General features: G+C 40.4%; 24 protein-coding genes. 14 read left to right on the top strand and 10 right to left on the bottom strand.

All coding sequences use genetic code 11. The annotated features are described in order from the left end of the window. The first annotated feature begins 1 nt into the window (after window position 1). Window positions 2-1,867 carry a TonB family protein gene (locus BMY70_RS17835; protein ID WP_090337528.1) on the top strand — a complete coding sequence of 622 codons (1,866 nt, stop codon included), beginning with the start codon at window positions 2-4 and terminating at the stop codon, window positions 1,865-1,867. Between the two features lie 133 nt (window positions 1,868-2,000). Next, the gene (locus BMY70_RS17830; RefSeq protein WP_090337527.1) at window positions 2,001-3,023 is read left to right on the top strand and encodes a Gfo/Idh/MocA family protein; all 1,023 of its coding nucleotides are present in this window, start codon (window positions 2,001-2,003) and stop codon (window positions 3,021-3,023) included. Between the two features lie 76 nt (window positions 3,024-3,099). Here the strand turns inward: BMY70_RS17830 and BMY70_RS17825 are convergent, their stop codons facing one another. Next, complete coding sequence (locus BMY70_RS17825) at window positions 3,100-3,492, bottom strand: ExbD/TolR family protein (protein WP_090337525.1); 393 nt, start codon at window positions 3,490-3,492, stop codon at window positions 3,100-3,102. A 66-nt stretch (window positions 3,493-3,558) separates the two neighbouring features. Continuing rightward, window positions 3,559-4,239 carry a MotA/TolQ/ExbB proton channel family protein gene (locus BMY70_RS17820; RefSeq protein WP_090337524.1) on the bottom strand — a complete coding sequence of 227 codons (681 nt, stop codon included), beginning with the start codon at window positions 4,237-4,239 and terminating at the stop codon, window positions 3,559-3,561. 505 nt (window positions 4,240-4,744) lie between these two features. Here BMY70_RS17820 and BMY70_RS17815 point away from each other — a divergent pair. The 5 genes from BMY70_RS17815 to BMY70_RS17795 all read left to right on the top strand — a co-directional run bounded on the left by BMY70_RS17815 (window position 4,745) and on the right by BMY70_RS17795 (window position 8,866). After that, window positions 4,745-5,227 carry a hypothetical protein gene (locus BMY70_RS17815; protein ID WP_090337521.1) on the top strand — a complete coding sequence of 161 codons (483 nt, stop codon included), beginning with the start codon at window positions 4,745-4,747 and terminating at the stop codon, window positions 5,225-5,227. Beyond that, window positions 5,224-5,874 (top strand): hypothetical protein, encoded by a 651-nt coding sequence (locus tag BMY70_RS17810; protein ID WP_143072118.1) that lies wholly within the window; start codon window positions 5,224-5,226, stop codon window positions 5,872-5,874. The genes BMY70_RS17815 and BMY70_RS17810 overlap by 4 nt, the downstream gene beginning before the upstream one ends. A 188-nt stretch (window positions 5,875-6,062) precedes the next feature. Continuing rightward, window positions 6,063-6,875, top strand: coding sequence for a mechanosensitive ion channel family protein (locus tag BMY70_RS17805; RefSeq protein ID WP_090337517.1), 813 nt, complete (start codon window positions 6,063-6,065; stop codon window positions 6,873-6,875). Between the two features lie 132 nt (window positions 6,876-7,007). Next, window positions 7,008-8,330 (top strand): signal recognition particle protein, encoded by a 1,323-nt coding sequence (ffh, locus tag BMY70_RS17800; protein ID WP_090337516.1) that lies wholly within the window; start codon window positions 7,008-7,010, stop codon window positions 8,328-8,330. Between the two features lie 47 nt (window positions 8,331-8,377). Continuing rightward, complete coding sequence (locus BMY70_RS17795) at window positions 8,378-8,866, top strand: hypothetical protein (RefSeq protein ID WP_090337514.1); 489 nt, start codon at window positions 8,378-8,380, stop codon at window positions 8,864-8,866. A gap of 74 nt (window positions 8,867-8,940) precedes the next feature. Here the strand turns inward: BMY70_RS17795 and BMY70_RS17790 are convergent, their stop codons facing one another. Next, window positions 8,941-9,576 carry a hypothetical protein gene (locus BMY70_RS17790; protein WP_090337512.1) on the bottom strand — a complete coding sequence of 212 codons (636 nt, stop codon included), beginning with the start codon at window positions 9,574-9,576 and terminating at the stop codon, window positions 8,941-8,943. 103 nt (window positions 9,577-9,679) lie between these two features. Here BMY70_RS17790 and BMY70_RS17785 point away from each other — a divergent pair, with 103 nt between their 5' ends. Further along, entirely contained in the window at window positions 9,680-11,137 is a 1,458-nt protein-coding gene (locus BMY70_RS17785) for an NADH-quinone oxidoreductase subunit N (protein WP_090337836.1), read from the top strand. Between the two features lie 2 nt (window positions 11,138-11,139). Here BMY70_RS17785 and BMY70_RS17780 read toward each other — a convergent pair whose 3' ends face one another. Together BMY70_RS17780 and BMY70_RS17775 are read right to left on the bottom strand one after the other, a co-directional pair. Further along, window positions 11,140-12,006 carry a TraB/GumN family protein gene (locus BMY70_RS17780; RefSeq protein ID WP_090337510.1) on the bottom strand — a complete coding sequence of 289 codons (867 nt, stop codon included), beginning with the start codon at window positions 12,004-12,006 and terminating at the stop codon, window positions 11,140-11,142. Window positions 12,007-12,098: 92 nt separating this feature from the next. Next, window positions 12,099-13,691 (bottom strand): M28 family peptidase, encoded by a 1,593-nt coding sequence (locus BMY70_RS17775; protein WP_090337508.1) that lies wholly within the window; start codon window positions 13,689-13,691, stop codon window positions 12,099-12,101. A 506-nt stretch (window positions 13,692-14,197) separates the two neighbouring features. Between BMY70_RS17775 and typA the strand changes: the two genes are divergently transcribed. The 5 genes from typA (at window position 14,198) to BMY70_RS30695 (ending at window position 19,693) form a co-directional block, all read left to right on the top strand. Next, window positions 14,198-16,012, top strand: a complete 1,815-nt coding sequence (gene typA / locus BMY70_RS17770; protein ID WP_090337506.1) for a translational GTPase TypA — start codon at window positions 14,198-14,200, stop codon at window positions 16,010-16,012. A gap of 304 nt (window positions 16,013-16,316) precedes the next feature. Then, a complete protein-coding gene (locus tag BMY70_RS17760; protein WP_090337502.1) occupies window positions 16,317-17,591 on the top strand; it encodes a Glu/Leu/Phe/Val family dehydrogenase in 1,275 nt (424 codons plus the stop codon). Between the two features lie 170 nt (window positions 17,592-17,761). Continuing rightward, complete coding sequence (locus BMY70_RS17755) at window positions 17,762-18,850, top strand: sensor histidine kinase (RefSeq protein WP_090337500.1); 1,089 nt, start codon at window positions 17,762-17,764, stop codon at window positions 18,848-18,850. Window positions 18,851-18,877: 27 nt separating this feature from the next. Beyond that, window positions 18,878-19,177 (top strand): Dabb family protein, encoded by a 300-nt coding sequence (locus BMY70_RS17750; RefSeq protein ID WP_090337498.1) that lies wholly within the window; start codon window positions 18,878-18,880, stop codon window positions 19,175-19,177. 228 nt (window positions 19,178-19,405) lie between these two features. Next, entirely contained in the window at window positions 19,406-19,693 is a 288-nt protein-coding gene (locus BMY70_RS30695; RefSeq protein WP_143072117.1) for a hypothetical protein, read from the top strand. Window positions 19,694-19,776: 83 nt separating this feature from the next. On the opposite strand, the gene BMY70_RS17745 is transcribed toward BMY70_RS30695, so the two are convergent. Continuing rightward, entirely contained in the window at window positions 19,777-21,132 is a 1,356-nt protein-coding gene (locus tag BMY70_RS17745; RefSeq protein WP_090337496.1) for an alpha-L-fucosidase, read from the bottom strand. A 151-nt stretch (window positions 21,133-21,283) separates the two neighbouring features. Between BMY70_RS17745 and BMY70_RS17740 the strand changes: the two genes are divergently transcribed. Further along, entirely contained in the window at window positions 21,284-22,684 is a 1,401-nt protein-coding gene (locus tag BMY70_RS17740) for a high affinity choline transporter 1 (RefSeq protein ID WP_090337495.1), read from the top strand. Here BMY70_RS17740 and BMY70_RS17735 read toward each other — a convergent pair. The 4 genes from BMY70_RS17735 to BMY70_RS17720 are packed head-to-tail and all read right to left on the bottom strand — an operon-like array spanning window position 22,668 to window position 25,817. Continuing rightward, window positions 22,668-23,426 carry a class I SAM-dependent methyltransferase gene (locus BMY70_RS17735; protein WP_090337493.1) on the bottom strand — a complete coding sequence of 253 codons (759 nt, stop codon included), beginning with the start codon at window positions 23,424-23,426 and terminating at the stop codon, window positions 22,668-22,670. The genes BMY70_RS17740 and BMY70_RS17735 overlap by 17 nt on opposite strands. Then, entirely contained in the window at window positions 23,423-24,343 is a 921-nt protein-coding gene (locus tag BMY70_RS17730) for a glycosyltransferase family 2 protein (protein WP_090337491.1), read from the bottom strand. The genes BMY70_RS17735 and BMY70_RS17730 overlap by 4 nt, the downstream gene beginning before the upstream one ends. Continuing rightward, window positions 24,340-25,431 carry a DegT/DnrJ/EryC1/StrS family aminotransferase gene (locus tag BMY70_RS17725; protein ID WP_090337489.1) on the bottom strand — a complete coding sequence of 364 codons (1,092 nt, stop codon included), beginning with the start codon at window positions 25,429-25,431 and terminating at the stop codon, window positions 24,340-24,342. Before BMY70_RS17725 ends, BMY70_RS17730 begins: the two co-directional genes overlap by 4 nt. Continuing rightward, complete coding sequence (locus BMY70_RS17720) at window positions 25,428-25,817, bottom strand: sugar 3,4-ketoisomerase (RefSeq protein ID WP_090337487.1); 390 nt, start codon at window positions 25,815-25,817, stop codon at window positions 25,428-25,430. The genes BMY70_RS17725 and BMY70_RS17720 overlap by 4 nt, the downstream gene beginning before the upstream one ends. Window positions 25,818-25,840 lie beyond the last annotated feature (23 nt).

Here is a 25,840-nt window from a genome sequence, read left to right as displayed (position 1 = left end):
TATGGAAACGTTGATCTATTTAGCGAAGGTAAATATTTGCTGGATCTTGTTTTATGCCTGTTACTGGCTGCTGTTTCGCAAAAACACCTTCTTCCGTTGGAACAGGACTTATCTTATTGGCACACTGCTTGTTTCATTTCTGTTACCTCTTATACAATTTCCCGAAACTGACCACTCTGCTCCGGTTGCGATCTTATATTCGGTAAACACGGTGACAAATTTTTCTGCCATTAATTTAGAACCAAAATTGGCTGAGCCAGTATTTGACTGGACCATGTTCTTATGGATTATTCCTGCATTGGGTTCTTCATTTATGGTAAGCCGAATTGGAAAAAATTTCCGGGATTTATTCAGAATAATAAATCAGGGAGAGAAATTCTTTTTGGGAGATTATACATTAATATTATTTCCATCACAAAACATCGGATCATTTTCCTTTTTAAAGTGGCTTGTCATTAATAAGTTCGATTATGAAAATCATCCGGATGAGATTATCAGACACGAACTGGTTCACATCAAGCAATGGCATTCGCTGGATATTTTGCTTATCGAATTTTTAAAAATACTTTTCTGGTTCAATCCCGTTTTATGGTTTTATAAAAATTCTTTACAGGAAATTCACGAATTTCTTGCAGACGAAGACGCGCCAGATCGCGATCATTACGCCAGGTTCCTGGTTTCTTATTCTTTATCAGTTCCTGCCGCTTCCTTGACAAACCACTTTTTTAATTCATCTATCCTTAAAACCAGAATCCAGATGATCTATAAAAATCGAAACTCGCGGTGGTCGCTGGGGCAGTATCTGATGATCGCTCCGGTTATGCTTTTGGCAGTTACTCTCACAGCCGCCCGGCAAGAAGTTTTGGAGCGGGTTGATAAAAAGATCGATCGGGTATCAAAAACAATCAGTGATACAAAGGCAGCTGCAAATTCAATTTTCCAGACGGAAACCGTTTTGCCAAAACAAAATGAAGAAAAAATAACGATTGAGGGCGATGTGATCCGTGAATCAGGATCAGGACTTGCAGGAGCTAATGTATTTATTCATGATTCCAAACTGGCCACCACGACAGATCAACTTGGTCATTTCAAACTTTCGGAAGTGCCTGCCGGAAGCTCTATGACCGTAAGATATGTCGGTTATACTGAACAGTCGTTTGTCATAGAAAAATCGGTAAAAAACTATGTCATAAAACTCAAAAAAGGCATCAACGAGTTAAGCGGACCAACTTTTATTGCTTACCAAAATATTGAAAAACTTAACGAACAAGAAAAACAACGGAGAGAAACTTCGAAAGCTCTTGCTTCAATAACAGAACGTCAGCCAGAATTTCCGGGAGGACACGAAGCAATGCTTGCATACATCCAAAAAAACCTGAAATATCCTGAGGAGGCAATGGGCGTAACGATGGACGGAATTGCTCTGATTTCGTTTGTAGTAAATAAGAACGGAGATGTTCGTCAGCCCAGGTTAGTTAAAGAAATAGGTTACGGCATTGATGAAGAAGCTATTCGCGTCGTACTGAATATGCCTAAATGGGAACCCGCCAGACAAAATGGCAAACCTGTATCGATGGAATATACTTTATCAATACACTTTAAAGTAGAAAAAGAAAGCAAGGAAGATACGCGACAAGGTTTTATGAAATCCGGTCTGGATGAAAGTATTAAACTAGACAAAAAAGCTGCTCTGGCAAGTATGAGGGACGTCGACAAATTCTTTTCAAATAAAACAGACTTTCCTGACGACGATAAACCTATCTTAAAAATACAAGATTCCAGAGTGGGGATGTACCGGTCCAGTTCAGGCAAGAAAAAAACAGTGATTTATCACTTCATAGAAGGAAATTCAAACATGAAAGAATAAGAATCATCTTTTCCTTACTAATTCTAATGTCATTTAAATGCCTTGGAAAATTCTTCCAGGGCATTTTTATTTTACTTTCTCTGCAAATCATTTCATTTCAATATTTTTGTCAACATTCTTAAATTCCTATTCTATGGCACTCCTAAAAGCCGCTATTATTGGCGGTGGTCATATCGCCGATCAAAATCATATCCCGGCATTAAAAAAATTAGCAGATCATGTTCAAATCATAGCCATTTGCGGCCGTGATATTATCAAGGCTAAAGCGTTGGCTGAAAAGTATGATATACCGCAAGCGTTTGACAACACAGAGGATTTATACAAAATCTGTGATCTGGATTTAGTCATTAATTGCACGCCGAATAATCTGCATTACGAATATACCATGCAGGCACTCAAAAATGGATGCCACGTATTTTGCGAGAAACCACCAGCAATGACTGCCGCTGAGGCTCATGAGATGGATGCGCTGGCAAAAGAAAAGAGTAAAGTCTTAGCCTATAATTTTCAGCGCCGGCAAACTTCTGAATATTTGCTACTGAAAAAATATTTCCAGCAGGGAAATCTTGGTGAAGTTTATCATATCAAAGCGAATTATCTCCGTCGGCGAGGCATTCCGGGTTGGGGGAATTTTACAAATAAAACCATTCAGGGTGGCGGTGCATTGATTGATCTTGGTGTACATATTCTCGACCTGGCAATGGGAATTATAGGTTATCAGGCACCGGAAAAAATCGTCGCTAACATTCACGATTTCATTGGCCGAACGGGAGGCAAAGGTTTAAAAGGACAATGGGATCCCGAAAAATTCGATGTTGAAGATGCCTGTTTTGCCCATCTGACTTTTCCCGGAAACAAAAGCATTGCGCTGTCCTGCTCATTTGCTTTAAATCAAAAAGAAGAAGAGATTATTAATCTGGAAGTTTTTGGAAGTAAGGCAGGCGCAAACTTAAAACCATTTTCTATCCAGACAGAAATCGCGGGTGAACTGGCCGACATTACATTTCCGCACCTGGCCGATCTCGATACGCAACTCAAAAATACAGAAGCTTTTATCCACGCGGTTCTTGGGAAAGAAAGCAATATAGCAACTGCGGAAGAAGGGGCGATTTTGCAGGAAATTATTGAGAAAATTTACCTGAGTGCTCAGCAGTAATATTTTAGCGCGCCGTTAAAAAAATAAAGCACTGATATCTGCCCGACATCAGTGCTTTATTTTTTTGTATAAGTGATTATTTGGCCGTTGCCATCACCATTTTTATGTCCTGTTTTGCTCCGAGTTCAAGTACATCCACAAGATCCTGAACAGCCAGATTTTTATCGACACGGAGTACAATCGTCCGGTCTTCAACACCTGAAAAAAGCTCCTGGAGTTTCATTTCCAATTGCTCAAACGCATAAGGTTCTTTATCGATATAATAAACTTTCTTGTCGTCGATCGACAAAGTAATTTGTTTTTTATACATCTGCTGGGTCGCTGATGCTTTTGGCAGCATCAGTTTAATTACGTTCGGATTTGACATCGTGGAGATGATCAAAAAGAACAGCAAAAGAAAAAACATAATATCGTTGAGCGAGCTCGTAAAAACCTCTGGGGCAAACCGACTCTTTCGACGTATTTTCATTGAAAGAAATTTAAAAAGTAAGACTATGAGATACTTGGCGAGACAATTTTTGTTTCACCTGACTTATTACTTCGAAGAAACTGGTTTCTGAAGAACGTCCAGAAAGTCTGAAGCTGCCATCTGAAGTCTCAAAGCAAAACGGTCAATTTTCATATTCAGGATGTGATATCCTGCATAAGCGATCAAACCGATGATCAGACCAGAACCTGACGTGATCATTTTTTCATACATACCACCTGCAATTGTACTGATATTGAAATCATTAGACATCGAGATATCGTAAAAAATCTTGATGATACCTGAAATTGTACCAACGAACCCAAGCATGGGCGCAATACCGGCAATTACTCCCAGGTATGGTAAATTTCCTTCCATGCGCTGAATTTCTATCTGGCTCGCGTTTTCAATGCTCGTCTCGATATCTTTTATCGGATATCCGATACGACCGATTGCGCGTTCAAAAATACGCCCTGCTGCGTTATGCTGATTGCGGCAAAGAGATTCTGCCGACTTCAAATTACCTTGCTGAATAAAATCTTTAACATTATCCACAAACTGGCTTTCAATTTTTCCGTTTGACCCAATTCCCAGCCAACGTTCGATAATCAGGAATAAAGTTGCCAAAAATAATAACCCAAGCGGGAACATTACCCAGCCTCCTTTTGCAAGAAGGTCAATAACAGAGAGCCCTTGAGCAGCGGCGGGTGCGGCCAAAGTAGAGTCAGTAAGTGCTTGTAGAAGCATCATATTAATGGTAAAAAGTGAATGTTTAAGCTTTTGTAACTGAGGTCAGGCCGGTAAAAAACAACCTTGACAATAAACGGAGCAAATTGCACCTTATTGTTTAAAGGGCAAAGATAGAAAAATTACTCTTCGGGAACAGTCCATCCTTCTTTTACATTATCAGTTCCTTCACATAAATCGGATAATTCCAAGTTATCTCGATGATTTGAATGGCCGCTGAGCGATAAAGTTACCAGCATCTTCTGCACGGAGTCAGAGATTATGATTAGGCGTACCTCATGCTTTTATGAAAATTTCGCCCCGGAAATATTCACTTTTGTAATCGGCTTTCACCTTCATTTGAAAATATTCTCCTTCAGTATAAGTAATTTGTGTGACAGCTGACATTCTATAAAATATTGGTTAACTAAACTAACAAATCTGTATGGGATCATAAAATTTTAATATGGGCACAACCATTCCCACGCTATTATTGTCCCTTGAAAAACAAACATTTAACTACTCAACAATGAAAAAATTTTTGCCCCTCCTTTTTATTATTGTGGTCTTATACGGTTGTGTAGATTGCGGTCCTCAACAAGAACTGACAGTAGGAATTAATTTTCACCGAGAAAAAGACTCTCTTCATTTAAATCAGGTTTATGCCTTGGGAGCGCTGGATCAGCAAATATTCAATAAGCAAACTGAAGACTTCAATAACTCCCGGCTGTTTCTCACACTGGCTTTTCCAATATCTCTGTTGGCTGACAGCACAACTTATGTGTTTGAATTTGAAAACAGAACCGACACCTTAACACTTTTCTATCAACGAGACTTTTATTACAAAAAAGACTGCGGTTTTGTGGTGGACACCAAAAGGCCAGCCAGATCAGAGGATAGTAAATCTACTTTCAGTAAGGTGAATGTATCTTATGATTCGTATCTGATGGAAAAAGTGACATTTACGGGTGGAACAGGCGGTAATGGAATTAATGTTGACGTAACTTTATGAAAGCGCTCCTCTCCTTTATGATCGTATGTCTGGTTTGTATAAATGCCAGTGCACAGAAAATTTACTCAACGCCGGTTTATGTTGGCATTGACGTTGTAAAAGGGATTCCTTCTTACGTGTTTCCTGAAAAATATTTTATTAGGAAAACGCTCGTCATAGAACCCTATGTTCGGTTTAACAGACAAAAACCAGGAAAAAGTATCCTGATCAGCGCAGGTTTTGCGAAAGGCCGCTCCAAGATTGATCCCAGTCGACAGGTCAGTTCCCAGCAATTTCAGGGAGTTTATATTAAAATGGCATTTGAAGCAAGTAATCGCAGAATACCAATAAGCGGCGGCGTCGGGCCTATGTTTTCAATTTCTGGCTTTAAGAGTAATTATCAATTTAAAGGTCCGACGTTCGGAGACTATACCGGCAGTTTCCATGAAAAGGAAAGTCTGGCATTTGGTGCAGAAGGATATGCGGCCTACGACCTGAAATTAAACAAAAAATTATCTCTTCGCTTTCTAATCAGAAATGCAATTGCTATTCGTCCAGGGGATATGCCTCCTCCTGATTATTACCCCGGCATTGGCTATACAAAAGATATGTCTCAGCTATTGTTTTCAGGCGGATTTTCAACCCAGTTATTTTTTAGATGTAAGTAGAAAGTCGCTGATTGTAAAGTAATTGTAGCCGGGCAATAAGAGCGACATGTAAAATAAAAGCTATTAATCTGTTAATTAATTTAACCCGCTCATTGATATATATTTTGAGGATAGGAGTGACTTTTCTATAGTGTATTTGTCTAAAAAATAAAATAACAAATCATTATACATTCTCTATCCTCAAAATTATGAATTACGACCTTATCAAGGCTCAGATTATTGCTACGGCTTCCGAGTACGGCGGCAAAATTTTACTCGCAATCCTTGTTCTAATCATCGGACGAATTGTTATCGGAAAAATCACTTCGATGGTCAGTACGTTAATGGACAAAAGACATGTTGATCGTGATGTTCAGCCCTTCCTCAACTCTCTGATCAGTGTCATGCTCAATGTGATGCTTCTTTTAAGTATTGCAGGAATTCTGGGAATTCAGACGACTTCATTTGTTGCCGTGCTGGGTGCAGCCAGTTTGGCCGTAGGTTTTGCATTGCAAGGCAGTCTTGCCAATTTTGCAGGAGGGGTTTTAATTCTGATCTTCAAGCCCTATCGTGTCGGTGATCTGATTAATGCACAGGGTTTTACGGGCGTTGTAGAAGCGATTCAAATTTTTAATACCATTCTGGTTACGGTGGATAATAAAACGATCATTCTTCCAAACGGTGCTTTATCTACAGCGCCGATTACTAATATTTCAGGTAAGGGAAGAATAAGAGTAGATATGGTTTTTGCAGCCGGCAGCCAAAACGGAGTTGACGCGATCAGATCTTCGATCAGAAAAGTTACTAATTCCTGCCCGACGGCTTTGAAAGATGTTGAACATGATATTTTAGTTACCAAACTGACCGAAAATGCAATTTTCTTTGATGTGCGTGTCTGGACGCTCAGTGAAAATTATTGGGATACATATTACTATGTAAACGAAGGAATAAGCAAACAATATTCGGTTGACAACATCGGGGCTCCAAAACCTGCCGAGTTAAGTGTTGCACTAAAACAATAACATTTTAACAAATACTTTATAAAAATTGAATAAAAATAAGGAGTATGGGAAGCAACTTTCCTGTACTCCTTATTTTATTTATACCTTTGTGAATTATTTCAATTCAAGTTCCGATCTCATCCATACCAATTTATGTTTGAAAACTTACAGGATAAGCTAAACAATGCCTTTCGTACTTTAAAAGGGAAGGATCGCATTTCCGATATAAATGTTGCCGCTACTACAAAAGAGGTTCGTAAAGCGTTAGTTGACGCTGATGTAAACTTTAAAGTTGCCAAAGAAATTACAGACCGGATCAGAGAAAAAGCGCTGGACCGTAAAATATTAATATCCGTAGAACCGGGCCAGATGTTTGTCAAAATTGTTCAGGAAGAATTAACTGAACTAATGGGCGGCCAGGCGGAAGGAATCAACATCAAGGGAGATCCTGCTGTTATTTTGATCGCCGGTTTACAAGGTTCTGGTAAGACCACTTTTTCAGGAAAGCTTTCTGCTTTGTTGAAAAAACAAGGAAGACAGGTGCTTTTGGTAGCCTGCGACGTCTACCGTCCTGCTGCGATTGACCAGTTAAAAGTTCTTGGAGAGCAGGTTGGTGTTGAGGTTTATTCAGAGCCTGAAAACAAAAGTGCTGTTGCGATCGCTACGAACGCAGTAGCTCATGCAAGAAAAATTGGTAAAAAGATTGTTATCGTCGATACCGCCGGTCGTTTGGCAGTGGACGAAGTGATGATGCAGGAGGTTGAAGATATTAAATCTGCCGTAAAACCTTCTGAAATCCTCTTCGTTGTGGATTCGATGACGGGTCAGGATGCAGTTAATACTGCCAAAACCTTCAACGAACGTTTGAATTTTGACGGCGTCGTGCTAACCAAATTAGATGGTGATGCGCGAGGTGGAGCTGCTCTTTCGATTCGCCAGATTGTTGACAAGCCAATAAAGTATATCAGTACAGGGGAAAAAATGGAAGCCCTTGACTCCTTCTATCCTGATCGTATGGCGAGCAGGATCCTAGGTATGGGTGACGTTATTTCTTTGGTTGAACGTGCTCAACAGGCGTTTGACGAAGACGAAGCGAAACGCATTAATGCAAAAATGCGTCAAAACAAATTCGACTTTGACGACTTTTTGGGACAGCTTCAGCAGATCAAGAAAATGGGTAATGTGAAAGATCTGATCGGTATGATCCCGGGTATGGGTAGTGCTATGAAAGATGTGAACATTGACAACGAATCGTTCAAACCGATCGAAGCCATCATCCAGTCAATGACGAAAAAAGAGCGTGAAAATCCGGATATTATCGACGGTAGCCGTAAAAAACGCATTGCTACCGGTAGTGGAACGTCAATTTTGCAGGTCAATAATCTTCTGAAACAATTCGACGAAATGCGTAAGATGATGAAGAAAATGAATACAATGCAGGCAGCAGGAAAAATGAGCAAAGCACTTCGTCGCTAAACTCTTTAATTTCTGAGTGCAGTATACTTTTCAACATTACCTTATACATGAAACGATTTTTAGTACTGCCCGTATTTTTTCTGATTTGCGGTATCAACGGATTAAAAGCTCAGGGATCGGCGGGTTATTACCCATGGAGTAATTTACTGACTGTCAGCACAAATCCGAGAAATATATTTTGGGTCGACGGGCGTTTCCAGACTAATTCGCTTTTCAGCAGCCTGAGTGTGGATATCCTCCCGATGATCAATTTAAAAAGAGGTGAGATAACGCAATGGTATGTCGGCGGAGGTGTACGCCTCAACCCGTTATACAGAATTGCTGATTCAAAAGCAGATCTTATCACTGTTGATGGTTATTCCTTAAACGTTGGCGTAAGAATTAAACCTTTACCACAAAACCGGAATATTCAACTGGCGCTCGAACTGAATCCTTATGTTAAAGATAAGTTTGATAGTGGTGTCTTAAAAAGTCATTTCGGCGTGGTTTATGTTTTCACCAAAAAGAAGAAGAAAACTGAGGATGTAGCTCAGTAATCATATACCGGTAACAAGAAGACCCGGAATGGATTGCTCCATTCCGGGTCTTCTTGTTTATTAACGGGTGAATATTAATTTCCTCCTCTGCCTGCTTTGTATGCGTCATATTCGGCAAGAAGTTTAGCTACATCATCCGCGCCGTCGAAATCAAGGTTTTCTTCTTTGATCACATAATTCATTTTATTTTTTTCATCCGATAATACCTTCAAAAAGCTGTTCCGGTCTTTCAACTGGATTGGCGTTAATTTATCACCTTTCAAGATATACAAGCTTTCATCTGGTGTACTGCTTTGTGATTTCTTATAATGTTTCAAAAGTTTAGTATTCCCATCATAAAGAACCTGGTAAAAACTTTGGTCAGTTAAACCGACCGTCGCAGGATAACCACGTTTGAAAGTGTATAACGCTGTGCCGGTCGGGATGTTAAACTCGGTAATTTCCGGCCCAAGTATAAAGGCACTCGAATCGTTTTTATATATAATCTCATCCTTCACAAGATCATAATTTAGAAGAACGCCGTCATATGGTTTTCCTGCTTTATCCCTTACAAGCCCACGGTACCATTCTTTAGTCAAATAGGGCGAGTTCTCACTTGTATATTCAGCTATTTTTAAAGGAGTGCCAGTCAAGCCGGTTGAGTCTTGAGCCACTGCATTCATCCCGAAAAATAAAGAAACGATAAACAGAAGCTGTTGTAAATTTTTCATGATGTGATTTAGTTTATAAAGTAATTTTTGGTTTAATCCTTTTGATGTTATAGATTCCCTACCATCTTTGTGTACTTTTGCCAAAAAAATTGTACCCGCGCTTTTGAACTTAAACGAACAACTCATCCATATACGCCAAAGCTTGGGAGGAATTGCTCCTGAGATTTTCCTGGCAGTGTTTTTTTGTTTTTTTCTATTTTCGGAATTGGTTTTATTTAAACAGTTCGAAAAAAAGAAAGCCTCTTCATGGCTTCAAAATATAGCTTTTGCAGGAAGCCTGATAACACTGGTATTGGTTTTGGGACAATGGAATGAGAAACCCGCGTTTCGGTTTTATCCCATGTTATTTCTTGATCATCAGGCCGTATTTTTCAAATTGTTGATAGTCATCGCCTGGATTTTCGCCCTGATTCACGTCAGAGTTTTAAAATACGATTTCCCTCCTGAATTTTACGCGATACTCATTGCCACAGTAGCTGGTCTGAATCTGCTGACGATGTCTACGCATTTGCTGACTATTTACTTGTCCCTTGAATTAATATCAATCAGCAGCTATCTGTTGGTGGCTATTTCACCTTATAAAAAAGCGGCGGAAGGAGGCTTGAAGTACTTGCTTTTCGGAGCAGCAAGTTCAGCGATTATGCTTTATGGCATTTCCCTGATTTATGGACTTTCAGGTACCATGGATATTACAAATGGAGCTATGAGTGCAGGTTTGATGAATAATTCAAACCTGGTTATCACTGTTTCGATCGTACTGACTCTGGCGGGAGCTCTCTTCAAATTGTCACTCGTTCCGTTTCATGTCTGGACACCCGATGTTTATGAAGCCTCCCCTACCCCACTCGTTTCCTTTCTTTCCGTTGCGCCCAAAGCTGCGGTTATTCTCGTATTGATGCGACTGGCTTCTGTTTTACCGGCACAATATTTCCCGGTGCTGGGTGGAATTTCTCTGATCAGTATTACCATTGGCAATGTCGCAGCTCTCTGGCAGACAAACGCCCGGCGATTACTGGCGTATTCTTCCATTGCCCAGGCAGGTTATCTTGTTGTCGGTGTTGCCGCATACAGCCGTTTTGGATTTGAAACGGCCACTTTTTATACCGCAGCCTATGTCGTAATCAATATGGCATCCTTCTTCCTGATAGATCTTTTACAGCCAAAGGCTACAACAGAGCTGTCAGCTTTTGAAGGACTAGGAAAAAAAAATATCTGGATTTCCGGCGTTCTGACCGTTATTATGGTTGCGCTGGCAGGTCTTCCCCCAACCGTAGGTTTTACCGCAAAATGGTTGGTTTTTTCTGCGCTCTGGGACAGCTACCATGACCAGGGTTTCCCCTGGATGCTTTGGTTGTTAATCGGTGGAATTTTAAATGCTGCGATTGCGCTTGCCTATTATTTGAGACTTCCTTATCTGTTATTTTTCAAAAATACCAATGGGCTAAGCAAAGAGGCAAGTGATAGTATGACCGGAAAAGTTATCGCCGGAGTTTTACTAGCCGCCGTTTTGTTACTTTTCTTTAATCCGGAATGGATCATGGGTTGGATTTCTGCTTTTTAAATCTACTTCACCACAGCCCGAACCTTAAATCCGGCTTTTCTCAATAAAGCGATAACTCCTTTGTCTCCTCCCAAATGCGCCGCTCCGACAGCAATAAACGTTGGCTTTTCGTGAATAATTTTGTCAATACGGCTGATCCAGTTTTGGTTGCGCTGAAATAACATTACCTCATCCTGGCCATCCAATCCAAATTCACTTTTCAATGTAAGATCATATAAACCTTGCAAATCCTCCTGCTTGTACAATCCTACCAGGTCGCGAAATTCTTTTCTTGTTTCCGGCATTTTATCAATCATACTCACCAGCATACCCGCCTGCCGATCATAAGGAATTGTATCAAAAATAGCCATCTGCTCTTCAATACTTTCTAATCCGATTATCTCCGATTTCTGGTTGTTTGCCAATCCCATCAGAGAAATTTCATAAGACTGCGGCTCGCAGCCGAGAATTTTGTTAAACATCGGTCCCATCATCATGAACGGCTTAGCCCGCCCAAATACCGAGATATCCATTTTTAACGAATCCTTGTAAAATTGTTTGAGCTGTTCATAGTCTTGCTCGGGTAAAATATCCGTAAGCTTTTTATCACCTGACATAAACATCGTTTTTGTCATTGCCGCCATCAATCCGGGATCATCCATATCAATCTCCAACGCAAGCTGCCGGGTTTTCACAATCGAATTCTTCAACTGCTGACTCAGATAAAAATCTGTTGGACAAATTAGATGTATCGTTCCAAACAGATATGATGGCTTGGTAAGCCCTTTACCGGAAATTTCCCAAAGCAATGATTTTTCTTTTGGCGCATTCTGAGCGAAAACAACATTTGTCAACGCAAGCAGACCGAGAAGAAATGAAACAATTTTCATGGCAGGTATTATTAACTTTTCAATTATGTTAAAAACAAAAAGACGCAAAGTTTTGGCTATTCCTTGCGTCTCTCTGTGTGACCATATCAATTTTACTCTTTGTGACTGTCCACTTTAATGCGGCCTTCACGGTTGACCAGTTCCCAGGCAGTATAAAAAACCAGTTTAACAATCGGCGCTTGTTTTTCAAAAAGAATCTTTTCAACATCATCGCCAGGACGGTGATAATCTTCATGAACCCCTGTAAAATAAAAAATTACAGGAATATTTTTCTTGGCAAAATTATAATGATCCGAACGGTAGTAAAAACGGTTTGGATCTTTGGGATCGTTAAATGTGTAATCCAATTTATAATTTACATATTTCTTATTGGCCTCTTCACTAATTGCATGTAACTCAGACGACAATTTATCTGCACCGATCACGTAAACATATTTGTGATCATTCTTATGCGCTTCATCCACGCGTCCGATCATATCAATATTTAAGTCTGCAATCGTGTTCGCCAAAGGAAGCAGAGGATTTTCAGAATAATATTCCGAACCAAAAAGTCCTTTTTCTTCACCGGTTACATTCAGGAAGAGAATACTTCTTCTCGGCCCCTTACCTTCTGCTTTTGCCTTACTAAAAGCCTCAGCGATTTCAATTATTGAAACTGTTCCGGAACCATCGTCATCTGCACCATTATTAATTTCACCGTTTGCAGAAATACCAATATGGTCTAAATGCGCGGAAATCACCAAAACTTCGTCCTTCTTATCCAAACCTTCCATAAAGCCGGCAACGTTTTCCGTATCAATAATCTCGCTCACCCGCTCAACACGGAAAGCGATGTACCCCGTAGAACCCTTAGTCAAAGGTTTCCCTGTTTTATCAAGATCTGCCTTTATCTTACTTAATTTCTGCGGTGACGTTTTGAGTAATGACGCCGCCATATCGGGCGTCAAAACAAATGACGCAATACCATTTGGCGATTCCTGAACCGGTTTTAAAGTAGGCGCACTGAAACGTCTCGACATCACTGCACGTTGACGAATCTCTTTATCCAGATCTTCCCCACTTTTCTCCGTGATAATAAATACATATTTAGCACCCTTCGCCAAAGCTAATCTGGCCTTTTGCTGCCAGGAAACCGGACCACTCCATTTTGTCTTTTCTGACGTTCCGCTTAACAGAAACTTTCCGTCTGCAGATTTTGGCTCACCTTCAAAAATCAATACTGACTTATCCTTTACATCAACATTTGCATAGTCATTATAGGAAGATTCCTCAATTCCATAACCAGCCAAAACAACCTGCGTTTCGATTTCGTCAGGAACATTTAATAATCCGTTCAGGTAAAAATCCTTATTGAACTCGTATTTCTTTCCATCAATCTTTACATATACATCGCCAAAACTGCGTTTGTAAAGTTTATATTTCTGGAGATAAGATTTTGTCCCGTCGCCATTATCGGCGATCGGCTGCAAACCGTAAGACTTGAAATATTTCGAAACATATTCCGCAGCTTTCTTTTGTCCGGGAGATCCTGTATCGCGTCCTTCCAAACTGTCGGAGGCAATAATGACCAGATGTTTTTTTAAATCCTCAGGTGTTATGCTCGCTGCATATTTCGTCGCATCATCCTGCGCATAGCTCAAAGTCGTGAGCGTCAGGAACATTCCTGCGAGTATGTTTTTATTCATGGTAATAATTAAAAGAAAAAAAGAATTTCTGCAAAGAAAACAAAGACAGCCGCGAAACCCAAATTCTTGTTATGCGAATGAATTTTAAATTACCGGCCGGTGTTAATATTTAACATCAGCAGTATCATATTGCAAATCAATAACGGTTTGCTTTCAGGATAATTAGTTTACTTCGTCAGATCAACAAAGGGCTGTACAGCCTAACTCTTACGCACACTAAACCGGAAAATGGTGTTGATTGTAATCCTGACAACATCTACAAAATGTTGAAACCAGAAATAGTATCTAATTAATATTTTTATATACTTTTTGCACTTCTCTTAGCCTAAACGGCGTTTTTGAAATGTTAACAATAAAAAAATTGTAAATTACTGTTATTCAGCGAAAAAAGTCCGTATCTTTGCACCTTCTTTGAGAAAGTTCAGCAAGAACACAGCATAGCGGCGAGCCAGGGGGCACCTATTACTGTGCCTGCTGTTAACCGTAAACAATTGACTTATAAAACAATGCAATCCATTCGTAACATCGCAATTATTGCGCACGTTGACCACGGCAAAACAACATTGGTCGACAAAATCATTCATGCTTCGAAGCTTTTTCGTGAAAACCAGGAATTCGGCGATCTGATTCTTGATAACAATGATCTTGAGCGCGAACGTGGAATTACTATCGTTTCGAAAAACGTGTCTGTACGTTACAAAGACTACAAAATCAACGTAATCGATACTCCGGGTCACGCCGACTTTGGCGGTGAAGTGGAACGTGTACTTAAAATGGCTGACGGTGTTTTGTTACTCGTGGATGCATTTGAAGGTCCTATGCCTCAAACGCGTTTCGTTTTATCAAAAGCGATTAGCCTTGGTTTGAAACCAATCGTAGTTGTTAACAAAGTTGACAAAGAAAACTGCCGCCCTGAAGAAGTTCAGGAAAACGTTTTTGATTTGATGTTCAACTTGGGTGCAACTGAAGACCAGCTCGACTTTACAACCGTTTACGGTTCGTCTAAACAAGGATGGATGGGGCCGGACTGGACTAAACCAACCGACAACATTACGTACTTGCTTGATACTATTATCGAACAAATCCCTGCGGCTATCATCCACCCGGGTACTCCACAAATGCAGATTACGTCTCTTGACTACAATGCATTCGTTGGTCGTATCGCGATTGGACGTGTATTGCGCGGAACTTTGAAGGAAGGCGCAACAATGTCTCTTTGTAAAGCAGACGGCGTTATCAAAAAAGTAAAAGTGAAAGAACTTCAGGTTTTTGAAGGTCTTGGAAGAGTGAAAGTAAGTGAAGTTGAAGCAGGTGATATCTGCGCTGTTACAGGTATTGAAGATTTCGAAATCGGAGATACTTTGGCAGATGCTGAAAACCCTGAAGCACTTCCACGTATTTCTGTTGATGAGCCAACATTGAACATGTTGTTCACAATCAACAACTCACCTTTCTACGGTAAAGAAGGTAAATTCGTAACATCTCGTCACTTACGTGATCGTTTGATGAAAGAAACGGAGAAAAACCTTGCACTTCGTGTTGAATCGACAGATACTGAAGATAAATTTCTGGTATTTGGACGTGGTATTCTTCACTTGTCAGTTTTGATCGAAACGATGCGTCGTGAAGGTTATGAACTACAGGTTGGACAACCTCAGGTTCTTTTCAAAACAGACGAAAACGGACAGCGTCTTGAACCAATTGAAACATTGGTCGTTGACGTTCCTGAATCATCTGCTGGTAAGGTAATTGAATTGGCTACACAACGTAAGGGTGAGCTTTTGATTATGGAACCAAAAGGAGATCTGCAGCATTTGGAATTCGAAATTCCTTCTCGCGGTTTGATCGGTCTTCGTTCTAACGTATTGACTGCAACACAGGGAGAAGCTGTAATGACACACCGTTTCAAGAGCTTTGAACCATTCCGCGGACCAATTCCAGGACGTAACAGTGGATCGATCATTTCTAAAAACACTGGTGCTGCAACAGGTTACACAATTGATAAATTGCAGGATCGCGGTCGCTTCTTTGTTGAACCAGGTGAAGAAATTTACACGGGTCAGGTAATTGGAGAACATACTCGTCCAAATGATATCGTTGTAAACTTGCAGGAAGCGAAGAAATTAACAAACATGCGTGCTTCGGGTACGGATGATGGACTTCGTATTGTTCCGAAAATTAATTTCTCTCTGGAGGAATCAATGGAATATATCCAGAAAGACGAATATCTTGAAGTAACTCCGCAAAGCATGCGTATGCGGAAAATATATCTTGAAGAAAACGATCGTAAACGTTTCGGTGCTAAAATCGAAATGGTTTAATACAATCGTTGGATCAAATTTTTAATAAAAAAGGGAGCACAATTTGTGTTCCCTTTTTTTTGTATTTTTTTGATTCTTTTTTTTCCTGAAAACCATATGAAATATTTGGATGAAGGCTGTTATACAGCGGCATCCTTTCAATAAAAAGAAATATTATAAAACAATATTTTTTCCCAAAAATTTTATACAATTTCAAGAAAGAACGGCTATTTAATTTAATATGTTGAAAAGGCGTATGTTTGTATGAGTAAAAAAGATAAATTCATTAACATACTTAATATCAGATATTTAATTAAAATTCAAAATGGCTTATATAGAACCTGCTCCTATCAAGGATAAAGAAAATCCGTTGGAGTCTATGATGCATAGATTTGACAAGGCGGTGGAACTTCTGGGAATTTCTGACGAAATGTACCATATTCTGAAAGTGCCTCGTAAACAAGTTACAGTAGGAATTCCTGTAACGATGGATTCCGGCAAAATAAAAGTCTTTGAAGGGTATCGCGTAATACATTCTACAATTCTTGGCCCAAGTAAAGGCGGGATCCGTTTTGATCCGGATGTGAACATTGATGAAGTGCGTGCACTTGCTGCCTGGATGACCTGGAAATGTGCCGTCGTCGATATTCCTTATGGAGGAGCAAAAGGCGGCGTTGCCTGTAATCCAAGAGAAATGTCTGCCGGCGAGATGGAGCGTCTGATGCGCGGATATACCATGGCGTTGCTTGATGTTTTTGGGCCGGATCAGGATATTCCTGCACCGGATATGGGCACGGGGCAACGTGAAATGGCATGGCTGATGGATGAATATTCCAAAGCAAAAGGAATGACCATCCCGGCCGTGGTGACTGGAAAACCTTTGGTACTTGGTGGTTCCCTGGGCCGTACGGAAGCAACAGGCCGTGGTGTGATGGTTTCAGCTTTGGCAGGAATGGAAAAGTTGAGAATTAATCCTTACCGTGCAACCGCTGTTGTTCAGGGATTTGGAAACGTTGGTTCTCATGCCGCCTCTCTCTTACGGGAACGCGGTGTCAGTATTCACGCAATCAGTGATATTTCGGGTGCTTATTTTAATGATAAAGGAATTGATATAACCGCGGCAATTGCTTACCGTGATCAGAATAACGACTCGCTTGACGGTTTTACGGGAGCGGAATTAATTTCGGGCGATGATCTATTTTCGATCCCGGTAGATGTTCTGGTACCTGCCGCAAAAGAAGACGTAATCACCCGCAGAAATGTTGAAAGCATCCAGGCTAAAATGATTGTGGAGGGCGCAAATGGTCCAACTTCATTCAAGGCTGACGATATCATTAATGACAAAGGAATTATGGTCGTTCCCGATATTCTTGCCAATGCCGGCGGGGTTACGGTTTCTTATTTTGAATGGGTTCAAAACCGTATCGGCTACAAATGGACGCTGGAGCGCGTGAACCGCCGTACCGACAGAATCATGAAAGATGCTTTTGACCACGTATATGAAGTCTCCCTGAAATATAAAGTATCACTTAGGATTGCAGCTTATATCGTTGCTATCGATAAAGTCTCGAGTACCTATAAATTCCGTGGCGGATTTTGAAAAGTTTTTAAAGAAACAAAAACGGAGAAAGCTGCGTCCTTCTCCGTTTTTGTTTTAAATCCATATTAAGTAAATATTAATTCAGCATGATCCCGTCAGCAAATCTGGATTCATTCCTTTGAGAATGTTAACTTTAACTTTTTATTGAAGTACAAAAGTCTATTTTCCTTATGTCGCTGAGTCCCCGTTTCATTGCCCTGATATTAGCATTACTTATCTCCCTTATCACAACAACCTTTTTAGCTTTTGTGGAAGGTGTCGATCGAAGTATGCTTTTCGTCGTCGCGATTGCCTGCTTCGTTTCAAGCTTCTTTCTGGTGCTTTATACCATTGATATCATCGTTTTCCGGGAAGTGAATAAAATGTACCGGACTATTCACAAACTTAAAATGAAGGATTTCAACATGGTTCCACGCAAGCGCCTGATCCGTGAATCGAACCCGCTGAAAACCCTTAATGATGAGATTTTCGTTTATGTGACCAAAAAACAAAAGGAAATAGACGAATTGAAAAAACTGGAATTGTTCAGAAGAGAATTTCTCGCAGACGTTTCCCACGAATTTAAAACACCGATTTTTGCCGCACAAGGTTTTATTCATACACTACTCGACGGTGCGATGGAAGATGAAAATGTCCGTGAGCGGTTTTTGAAAAAAGCGGCGAGAAATCTGGACAGCCTCGATGTTCTCGTAAAAGATCTGCTCGTACTTTCGCAAATGGAAACGGGCGATATTAAAATGAATATTGAAGCAGTAGACATTTTACAATTGAGCCTTAACATTTTTGGCCGGCTTGAAAATATTGCAGAAGACCGGAATGTTACTTTAAAGGTAAAACCGGACGATCTTTCCGAAGTATGGGTGAAGGCTGATCAGGATAGAATGCAGCAGGTTATGCTAAACCTGATTGAAAATGCTATCAAATATGGAAATGACGGAGGAAAAGTCATCGTTCATTTTAATTCAGGAAAAAAATATGTTGAAATTTCGGTCCGTGATAATGGACCGGGCATACCACCGGAACACTTAACGCGTATCTTTGAAAGGTTTTACCGTGTGGATAAAAGCCGTTCAAAAGAACGCGGCGGCACTGGTTTAGGACTTGCGATTGTAAAACATATTATCAATGCGCATGGAACAAAAATCGCAGTAATGTCCAAACCGGATAAGGGCACAACGTTCACGTTTAAATTGGAAAAAGTATTTCAGGGCGCTCATCCTGAAAATGAGGAATCTTTAACTTCTCAGGCAAGTTTATAAATAATTACCAACTATAATTAATAAAACATGTTCGTACACAACGTATTTTTTTGGCTTAAAGATAAAGAAAACGAAGAAGCAAAGGCCGCACTTCTTGCCGGTATAAAGTCGCTGGAAGCTATCGAGTCGATCAAGTCGGTTTATATCGGCCCCCCTGCTTCAACGCGCAGACCCGTGATTGACGCAACTTATGACTTTGCGGAAATTCTTATTTTTGACGATGAAGCCGGTCACGATGTGTATCAGGTTCACCCGCTTCATAAAAAATTCGTTGAAGAGTGCGCACACCTTTGGGAGAAAGTTGTAATCTACGATGTAGAGGCTTAACAAATATTCACAAAAAAGATATCCACAAGTTATCCACATCGATTATGTGGATAACTTGTGGATATCGTCATTAAAAGCCTCTCTGTGCAACTATAAACGGACATTTGATGTTATTAACATGTGTGGATAACTCAAAAACTGTCCGATTAGCTTTTGTCTTCTCCGGACGTTAAGGGTAATAATTTGTCAGACTGTCGTTATATAGATAACAACATAAACAAACGAACCATGAAGAAGATCAGAATTGCAAGTTTATATATTGTGTTGATTATAGCAGCCATGAGTGTGTCGTCTTGTGTGTATCATTCAAGAGCGCCTTATCACGATAATTATGGTTACGGATACAGATACCATCATCCGCCACGTCCTATTATTGTAAGGCCAACACCGCCTCCGAGAGTGATTTATCGTGATAGTCCTCGGAGATATCGAAATGACCGCCGCAGCTATAAATATTACAACAAGCAGAGAAATAACCGGTATGGACATAACGAGCGTTCTCGCGGTCCGCGTTGATCGGAATCAGAATAAAAACAGAAGAGCTGGACGCTTTGTAGTGTCCAGCTCTTCTGTTTTTTAAAACCTAATACAATTTTCAATTACTTGGCACCATCAATTCCTGACTTGGAAGTTTTAACTTCGACAGGCGGTTTAAATCTGGCATTTTCTATTTTCAAAACTACCGTGTTCGGCCACTGGCGGTTGGTATAAAAACGCTGCCCGTTAACAGCACTTACAGCCAGACCTATTGGCGTTGGCGAAACCTTTACAGAAGCGTCAAAGTTGTTCACATACTCTACCAGTTCACTTTTGTAACCCAAAATGCTAACTTTCGTTTTCGTATTTCCTTCAATCATAGGCAATAAAAAATCACGACGTTCGCCATATTTCCAGTCAGACGGCTTATCTCTTGTCACAAAAGCATAAATGAATTTTTCGTCATTAGACTGTGTAAACCAGATATTTTTGTCGCGGATAACCGGTAACGGCTTTACAGCATAGATTGACTCTCGGTTTGCAAAATTCCAAAGCGCGATCTCCCGCAACAAGCTTTCTTGTTCAATCTGAATTTCTCCATTCGGTTTCGGACCAACATTTAAAAGGAAATTTCCACCTTTCGCACGGATTTCTATAAGCATATCAATGATTTCCGTTCCGGATTTATGCGGATCGTTTGTCGGCTTATATTGCCAGTCTGTGCCCATTGTATAACATGCCTCCCAAGGACGCGGAGACGCCTTATCAGGAATATTTTGTTCGGGTGTGTTCATTGCATCACGTGTAATGACCAGATCCGGATTAATGCTCCACGCATATTCACGCAACCCGTCACCCGGACCGTCAAAGAACATGATATCGATTTTTCCATAATTGGTCAATAATTCTTTCACCTGCTGCTTATCATAATCCATTAATTTCGGATTGTTCATTGGAAACTGTTTCTCATTTTGCAGCCTACCAAGTGGGATGTTATTTTGATGAAAAAACAGAAAATCTTCAGGAGAAAAATAAATCCCGATCGCGATGCCCTGTTTACGAAAAGCATCAATAATTTCCTTTGTCACGTCCCGCTTAAATGGCGTATTCATCACGTTAAACGGTGTCGATTTTGTATCGAACATGCAAAATCCTGAATGATGTTTCGTTGTAAAAACCACATATTTCATTCCTGCCAAACGAGCCAGAGTCGCCCACTCGTCCGGATCAAATTTCTTTGGGTTGAAAAAACTCGGAAGTTCTTTAATGTATCTGTCAACATATTCATCGGAAGCGCCGGCCAGCGAATGGCTGATCACAGCACCAAGCGAAACATCCACATTCCAGTGAATAAACATACCAAAACCCAGATCCTGAAACCATTTAATCCGCTCCGGATTGTTGGCGACTTGCTGCTGTGCCTGAGAAAAAAAGGAGAAACTGATAAGAAGAATTGATAAGATAAAACGCCGGATCATAGTAGTAATTAAGTCAATATATAAGTAAACGATGCGAAATCCGATATAAAATACCCTATTTTCGAAATTTTTATTAATAAAAAATTGTAAAATCGGCTGGCTGCATACTTTTGCTTATAAAATTGCCGTAAACTTTCTGATCTTTTCCAACATGCTTGCTGCTGCCATCATCGCTTACCTGCTTTTAAATCTGGGAATAGGTCTCTGGGCATCCCGGCGAATTACCACCACAACGGATTTTGTGTTAGCCGGCAGAAGACTTCCTTTATTTCTCGCGGCGTCCGCCACCTTCGCGACGTGGTTTGGCTCGGAAACGATTATGGGAGCGCCAACTGAATTTATCGAACACGGAGTTTTAGGAATTATTGAAGATCCTTTTGGTGCTGCATTATGTCTTTTTCTGGTGGGAATATTTTTTGCACGCAAGTTTTATAAAATGAAAATCATCACTTTCTGTGATTTTTTCAGGATAAGATACGGCCGCCCTGCGGAATTACTTTCTGCCTTATTAATTATTCCTTCTTATTTCAGCTGGATTGCTGCGCAGCTCCTCGCAATGGGTATTGTACTGAAAGTTGTTCTGGGATGGCCGTTGACGGACTGTATCCTGCTCAGTTCCGTCGTCGTCATACTCTATACGATATGGGGCGGAATGTGGTCTATTTCAATTACCGATTTTGTGCAAACGATCATGATCATTATCGGTCTCTTGATTGTAGCTATTGTGTTATATCTTGAAGTCGGAGGGTTTTCTCCGCTGATTGAAGCGGCTCCAAAAGATTTTTTCAGAGCATATCCGCAGTTTACGTTTAAAGACTCTGTCGAATATTTCGCCGCATGGATAACGATCGGACTTGGCTCTATTCCTCAGCAAGATGTTTTCCAGCGTGTGATGTCAGCCAAGTCAGCGGACGTTTCCGTAAAATCGACGTTGTTATCTTCTTTCATGTATTTAACAATTGCATTGCTGCCATTATTTATCGGACTTTGCGGCCATCATCTTTATCCGGAACTCGGAAAAGATGATCCGCAAATGATTATCCCAAATATGATTTTACTGCATACCGGATTGCCCCTACAGATATTGTTTTTCGGCGCATTGGTATCCGCGATACTTAGCACGACAAGTAGCGCAATCATGGCACCTGCGGCGGTTTTGGGTGAAAATGTTATCAAATTTTTCAGACCTGAGCTTAGCGACAAACAACTGTTAAGCATTATCCGGCTAGGGATCGTTTTCATCACGGCCATCTGCATTTTCATGGCGTCGACTCGCGAAAGCATTTTCGAACTTGTGGCAGAATCCTCGGCGTTCAGTCTTGTCTGTCTGTTTATTCCTCTCGCATGCGGCTTATACTGGAAAAGAGCCAATCAGTTGGGTTGCATTTTGTCGATGGTCGCAGGCCTTGGCGTATGGCTCACATCCGTTTGGATGAAAACCGAATATCCACCGCTGATTTATGGATTAATGGCCAGCAGTCTGGGTATGGTCACGGGTATACTGTCCGATAAAAGTGGAGAAGTGAAATATAATTTTATTTCAAAACCATAAACAAAGAACTTCCAAACGGAGCGGAAGGCAGGAATATCCCTTCCATCGTGGTAATGGTTTTTAGAATTCCATTGATAAAATCTCCCGGATAATTTACATCCGAATGCAGATCCGCTGCATTTATTTTCCCCGATCGCATCTGACGACGCTGCCATTTCCTGACAATCCAAATGGGTATTGAAAGGAAGAATGGCCAGTAGGTATTGTAAGAAATTTTCAGTCCCGCTGTTTTTGCGTAGGCAGTAAAGTCGCTCAATACAAATCTTCTTGAACTTCCTACAGCGACATCGTGCGTGCCGGAAAAAGCTTCATGTGCATGAATATTGATTAAGATTAATCCATTTGGATTAAGACGTGCTTTAAAAATCGTTAAAGCATTAACGATCTGTTGATCGTCAAGAAAATACAACGCATCATTACAGCAGATCACATCATAGCGCTCATTCTTTCTAAAATCGTCAACATTTTTCAAATCACCGAAACTTACGTCAAGATTTCTTTCCTTGGAAAATTCGATCGCATATTGCGAATAATCAAAGCCGCTTAAATTTTGAAAACCTTGTTGCTTCAAGAATGACAAAAGTCCTCCGGTTCCACAGGCAGCATCTAAAATCGAGATTTTCCGATCCTTTCCAAACTGCTTTCTGATTTGATAAATAACACGTTCGTGCAAAATCTGATACCACCAGAGTTTTTGCTCTACCTCAAACATGCTTTTGTATTCTTCCCGGTTATCAATCATAAATCTTTACCGCTGTTGTATTTGATGACATACTGAGGTTGCCCGCTTTGAGCCATGAAACTTTTCCCGATATATTCACCCAGAACACTTAATAAGGTGCACTGAATCCCCCCGATAAAAATCATTGCCGCAGTCACAACCTGCCAACCTTTCGGGTCTGGGCCGATGATCCATTGCACGAAGAAAAACGCAAGAAGTAAGAAACCGAGTCCGAATAGGCTAACCCCGATAGGCATAAAAAGTCTGATCGGCAAGGAAGAATAGCAAAACAAAATGTTAAGAAAAAGTGAAATTAATTTCCGCCAGGTGTAGTTGGATTTACCTTCCTCTCTCTTTTGATGCAGAACCTGAACTGTTCCAATATTTTTGGTGATGCGAAAAATTAAACCGTCGATATAAGGATAAGGGCCCTGGTATTTTATGATCTCTTCGACAACTTCACTACGGATTAATTTAAAACTTGACAGATATAAATCTTTCGGTTTCTTGATCGAATAGGTGGTAATCCAGTTTACAAGCCGACTACCCAAATTTCTGTAAACAGCATGTTCTTTTTTCGAGTAGTACGTGTAAACGACATCAAAATCACCTCGCTCAGCCGTTTCTACCAACTTCAAAATTTCTTCAGGCGGGTTTTGGAAGTCGTCATCTATCATAACACAAAACTCTCCCTTCGTCCAGTTCAAGCCACACATAACGGCATTAAACTCGCCATAATTTCTGCGTAATGAGATAAAACGCACGTTATCAAAATCCTTTGCCAGTTCAGTACAAATCTTTTCGGACCGATCCCTGCTTCCATCATTAACCAACACAATTTCAAAAGAAATCGCATGTAAAGCCACCTGCAACTTATGTATCAGCGAAACAATATTTGCTTCGCTGTTGTAAACCGGAATGACAACTGATAATTTCATTGCTGGTACTGGTTGACTGCCTCAATAATGTACGTCACTTCCTCTTCTGTCAATACCGGATTCAATGGCAAACTGACCACCTGCCGATGTATTTCCTCCGTAATTGGAAAATGATAATGATTTATTTCCGCATAGGCTTTCTGCTTATGAATTGGCAATGGATAATGAACATTGGTCTGAATTCCCATTTTATCCAGAAACTCGATAAAGGTACCCCGATCCGGATGTCTTACCACAAACAAATGCCAGGCATCAAAATTGATCCTATCACCGGGAGGTAAGATCAGATCGTTTAATTTAATTTCTGCCAGATAGCGTCGCGCAATACTTCTGCGTCTTTCATTTTCTGTTTCCAGGAATGGTAACTTAACCTTCAAAATCGCTGCCTGAATCTCGTCCAATCGACTATTGATTCCCTGAAATTCATTTTTATATCTTTCTTTCGAACCGTAATTACGCAGATAAATAATTCGCTCGGCCAAATCCGGATCATTTGTTGTAACTGCTCCGGCATCGCCCAATGCTCCAAGATTCTTGGTTGGATAAAAGCTGAAAGCAGTTGCATCCGCTATGCTTCCTACTTTTTGACCGTCATAAAGTGCTCCGTGCGCCTGGGCAGCATCTGTTATTACTTTCAGATTATATTTCTTAGCCAGAGACAAAATTTCTTTCATCTCACAGCTTCGGCCGTAGAGATCAACACATAGGATCGCTTTTGTATCAGAGGTGATTTTCTCTTCGATTTTTGAAGGATCGATCAGCATAGAACAAAGATCCGGCTCAACAAAAACCGGTCTAAGATTTAAGTAACTTACAGGTAACACTGATGCTATATACGTATTGCCCGGCACGATGATTTCACTGCCTTCCGGAAAATCATAAGCGCGAAGAATAAGCCCTATGGCATCCAGTCCATTGGCTACGCCGATACAATATTTTGCCTGACAATAACGAGCGAAAGCGGTTTCAAATGATTTCAACTCGTTTCCTAAAATATACCAACCAGAACGCAACACGCGTAATGAAGCCTCTTCAATAGCCTGTATATAAGGTTTATTGATTTGATTTAAATCCAGAAACGGAATCATAAAGCTACTTGTTGCGGTTGCATTAAATAAGGTTGATCAATATAGTCTGCCCTGTCATAATACTCATTTGACAATACCAGCAAAATACAGTCGTGTGAAAATGAGTCCATTATATGCCAGTCTTTTGGTTCAAGGATGAGGCATGTTTTTGGATTATCCAGAATAAAATTCTCTTTGAGTAAACCGTCATTATTATAAATGTGGCAGCTCCCGTGGAGGCATATCAGAGCATTCCAGGATTTATGATGCCGATGTCCGCCGCGGCTTGAATCCGTAGCTCCATAGATGTAAAAAACTCTTTTAATAGTACCTGGAATAAGTTTTTCAAATACAGTCAGATTTCCGGCATCAGACTGAAAAGTGTCTAATTGTAATAATTTTGGCATACGGGCGGGTTAAATTTTATAAT

The sequence above is a fragment of the Dyadobacter koreensis genome, assembly GCF_900108855.1.
Lineage (GTDB): Bacteria > Bacteroidota > Bacteroidia > Cytophagales > Spirosomataceae > Dyadobacter > Dyadobacter koreensis.
This window is presented reverse-complemented; position numbering and strand designations above follow the sequence as displayed.

Excerpts from the sequence above, each read along its gene's own strand:
- BMY70_RS17835 (WP_090337528.1), top strand. The coding sequence starts at position 2 with ATGGAAACGTTGATCTATTTAGCGAAGGTAAATATTTGCTGGATCTTG.
- BMY70_RS17830 (WP_090337527.1), top strand. The coding sequence starts at position 2,001 with ATGGCACTCCTAAAAGCCGCTATTATTGGCGGTGGTCATATCGCCGAT.
- BMY70_RS17825 (WP_090337525.1), bottom strand. The coding sequence starts at position 3,492 with ATGAAAATACGTCGAAAGAGTCGGTTTGCCCCAGAGGTTTTTACGAGC.
- BMY70_RS17820 (WP_090337524.1), bottom strand. The coding sequence starts at position 4,239 with ATGATGCTTCTACAAGCACTTACTGACTCTACTTTGGCCGCACCCGCC.
- BMY70_RS17815 (WP_090337521.1), top strand. The coding sequence starts at position 4,745 with ATGAAAAAATTTTTGCCCCTCCTTTTTATTATTGTGGTCTTATACGGT.
- BMY70_RS17810 (WP_143072118.1), top strand. The coding sequence starts at position 5,224 with ATGAAAGCGCTCCTCTCCTTTATGATCGTATGTCTGGTTTGTATAAAT.
- BMY70_RS17805 (WP_090337517.1), top strand. The coding sequence starts at position 6,063 with ATGAATTACGACCTTATCAAGGCTCAGATTATTGCTACGGCTTCCGAG.
- ffh (WP_090337516.1), top strand. The coding sequence starts at position 7,008 with ATGTTTGAAAACTTACAGGATAAGCTAAACAATGCCTTTCGTACTTTA.
- BMY70_RS17795 (WP_090337514.1), top strand. The coding sequence starts at position 8,378 with ATGAAACGATTTTTAGTACTGCCCGTATTTTTTCTGATTTGCGGTATC.
- BMY70_RS17790 (WP_090337512.1), bottom strand. The coding sequence starts at position 9,576 with ATGAAAAATTTACAACAGCTTCTGTTTATCGTTTCTTTATTTTTCGGG.
- BMY70_RS17780 (WP_090337510.1), bottom strand. The coding sequence starts at position 12,006 with ATGAAAATTGTTTCATTTCTTCTCGGTCTGCTTGCGTTGACAAATGTT.
- BMY70_RS17775 (WP_090337508.1), bottom strand. The coding sequence starts at position 13,691 with ATGAATAAAAACATACTCGCAGGAATGTTCCTGACGCTCACGACTTTG.
- typA (WP_090337506.1), top strand. The coding sequence starts at position 14,198 with ATGCAATCCATTCGTAACATCGCAATTATTGCGCACGTTGACCACGGC.
- BMY70_RS17760 (WP_090337502.1), top strand. The coding sequence starts at position 16,317 with ATGGCTTATATAGAACCTGCTCCTATCAAGGATAAAGAAAATCCGTTG.
- BMY70_RS17755 (WP_090337500.1), top strand. The coding sequence starts at position 17,762 with ATGTCGCTGAGTCCCCGTTTCATTGCCCTGATATTAGCATTACTTATC.
- BMY70_RS17750 (WP_090337498.1), top strand. The coding sequence starts at position 18,878 with ATGTTCGTACACAACGTATTTTTTTGGCTTAAAGATAAAGAAAACGAA.
- BMY70_RS30695 (WP_143072117.1), top strand. The coding sequence starts at position 19,406 with ATGAAGAAGATCAGAATTGCAAGTTTATATATTGTGTTGATTATAGCA.
- BMY70_RS17745 (WP_090337496.1), bottom strand. The coding sequence starts at position 21,132 with ATGATCCGGCGTTTTATCTTATCAATTCTTCTTATCAGTTTCTCCTTT.
- BMY70_RS17740 (WP_090337495.1), top strand. The coding sequence starts at position 21,284 with ATGCTTGCTGCTGCCATCATCGCTTACCTGCTTTTAAATCTGGGAATA.
- BMY70_RS17735 (WP_090337493.1), bottom strand. The coding sequence starts at position 23,426 with ATGATTGATAACCGGGAAGAATACAAAAGCATGTTTGAGGTAGAGCAA.
- BMY70_RS17730 (WP_090337491.1), bottom strand. The coding sequence starts at position 24,343 with ATGAAATTATCAGTTGTCATTCCGGTTTACAACAGCGAAGCAAATATT.
- BMY70_RS17725 (WP_090337489.1), bottom strand. The coding sequence starts at position 25,431 with ATGATTCCGTTTCTGGATTTAAATCAAATCAATAAACCTTATATACAG.
- BMY70_RS17720 (WP_090337487.1), bottom strand. The coding sequence starts at position 25,817 with ATGCCAAAATTATTACAATTAGACACTTTTCAGTCTGATGCCGGAAAT.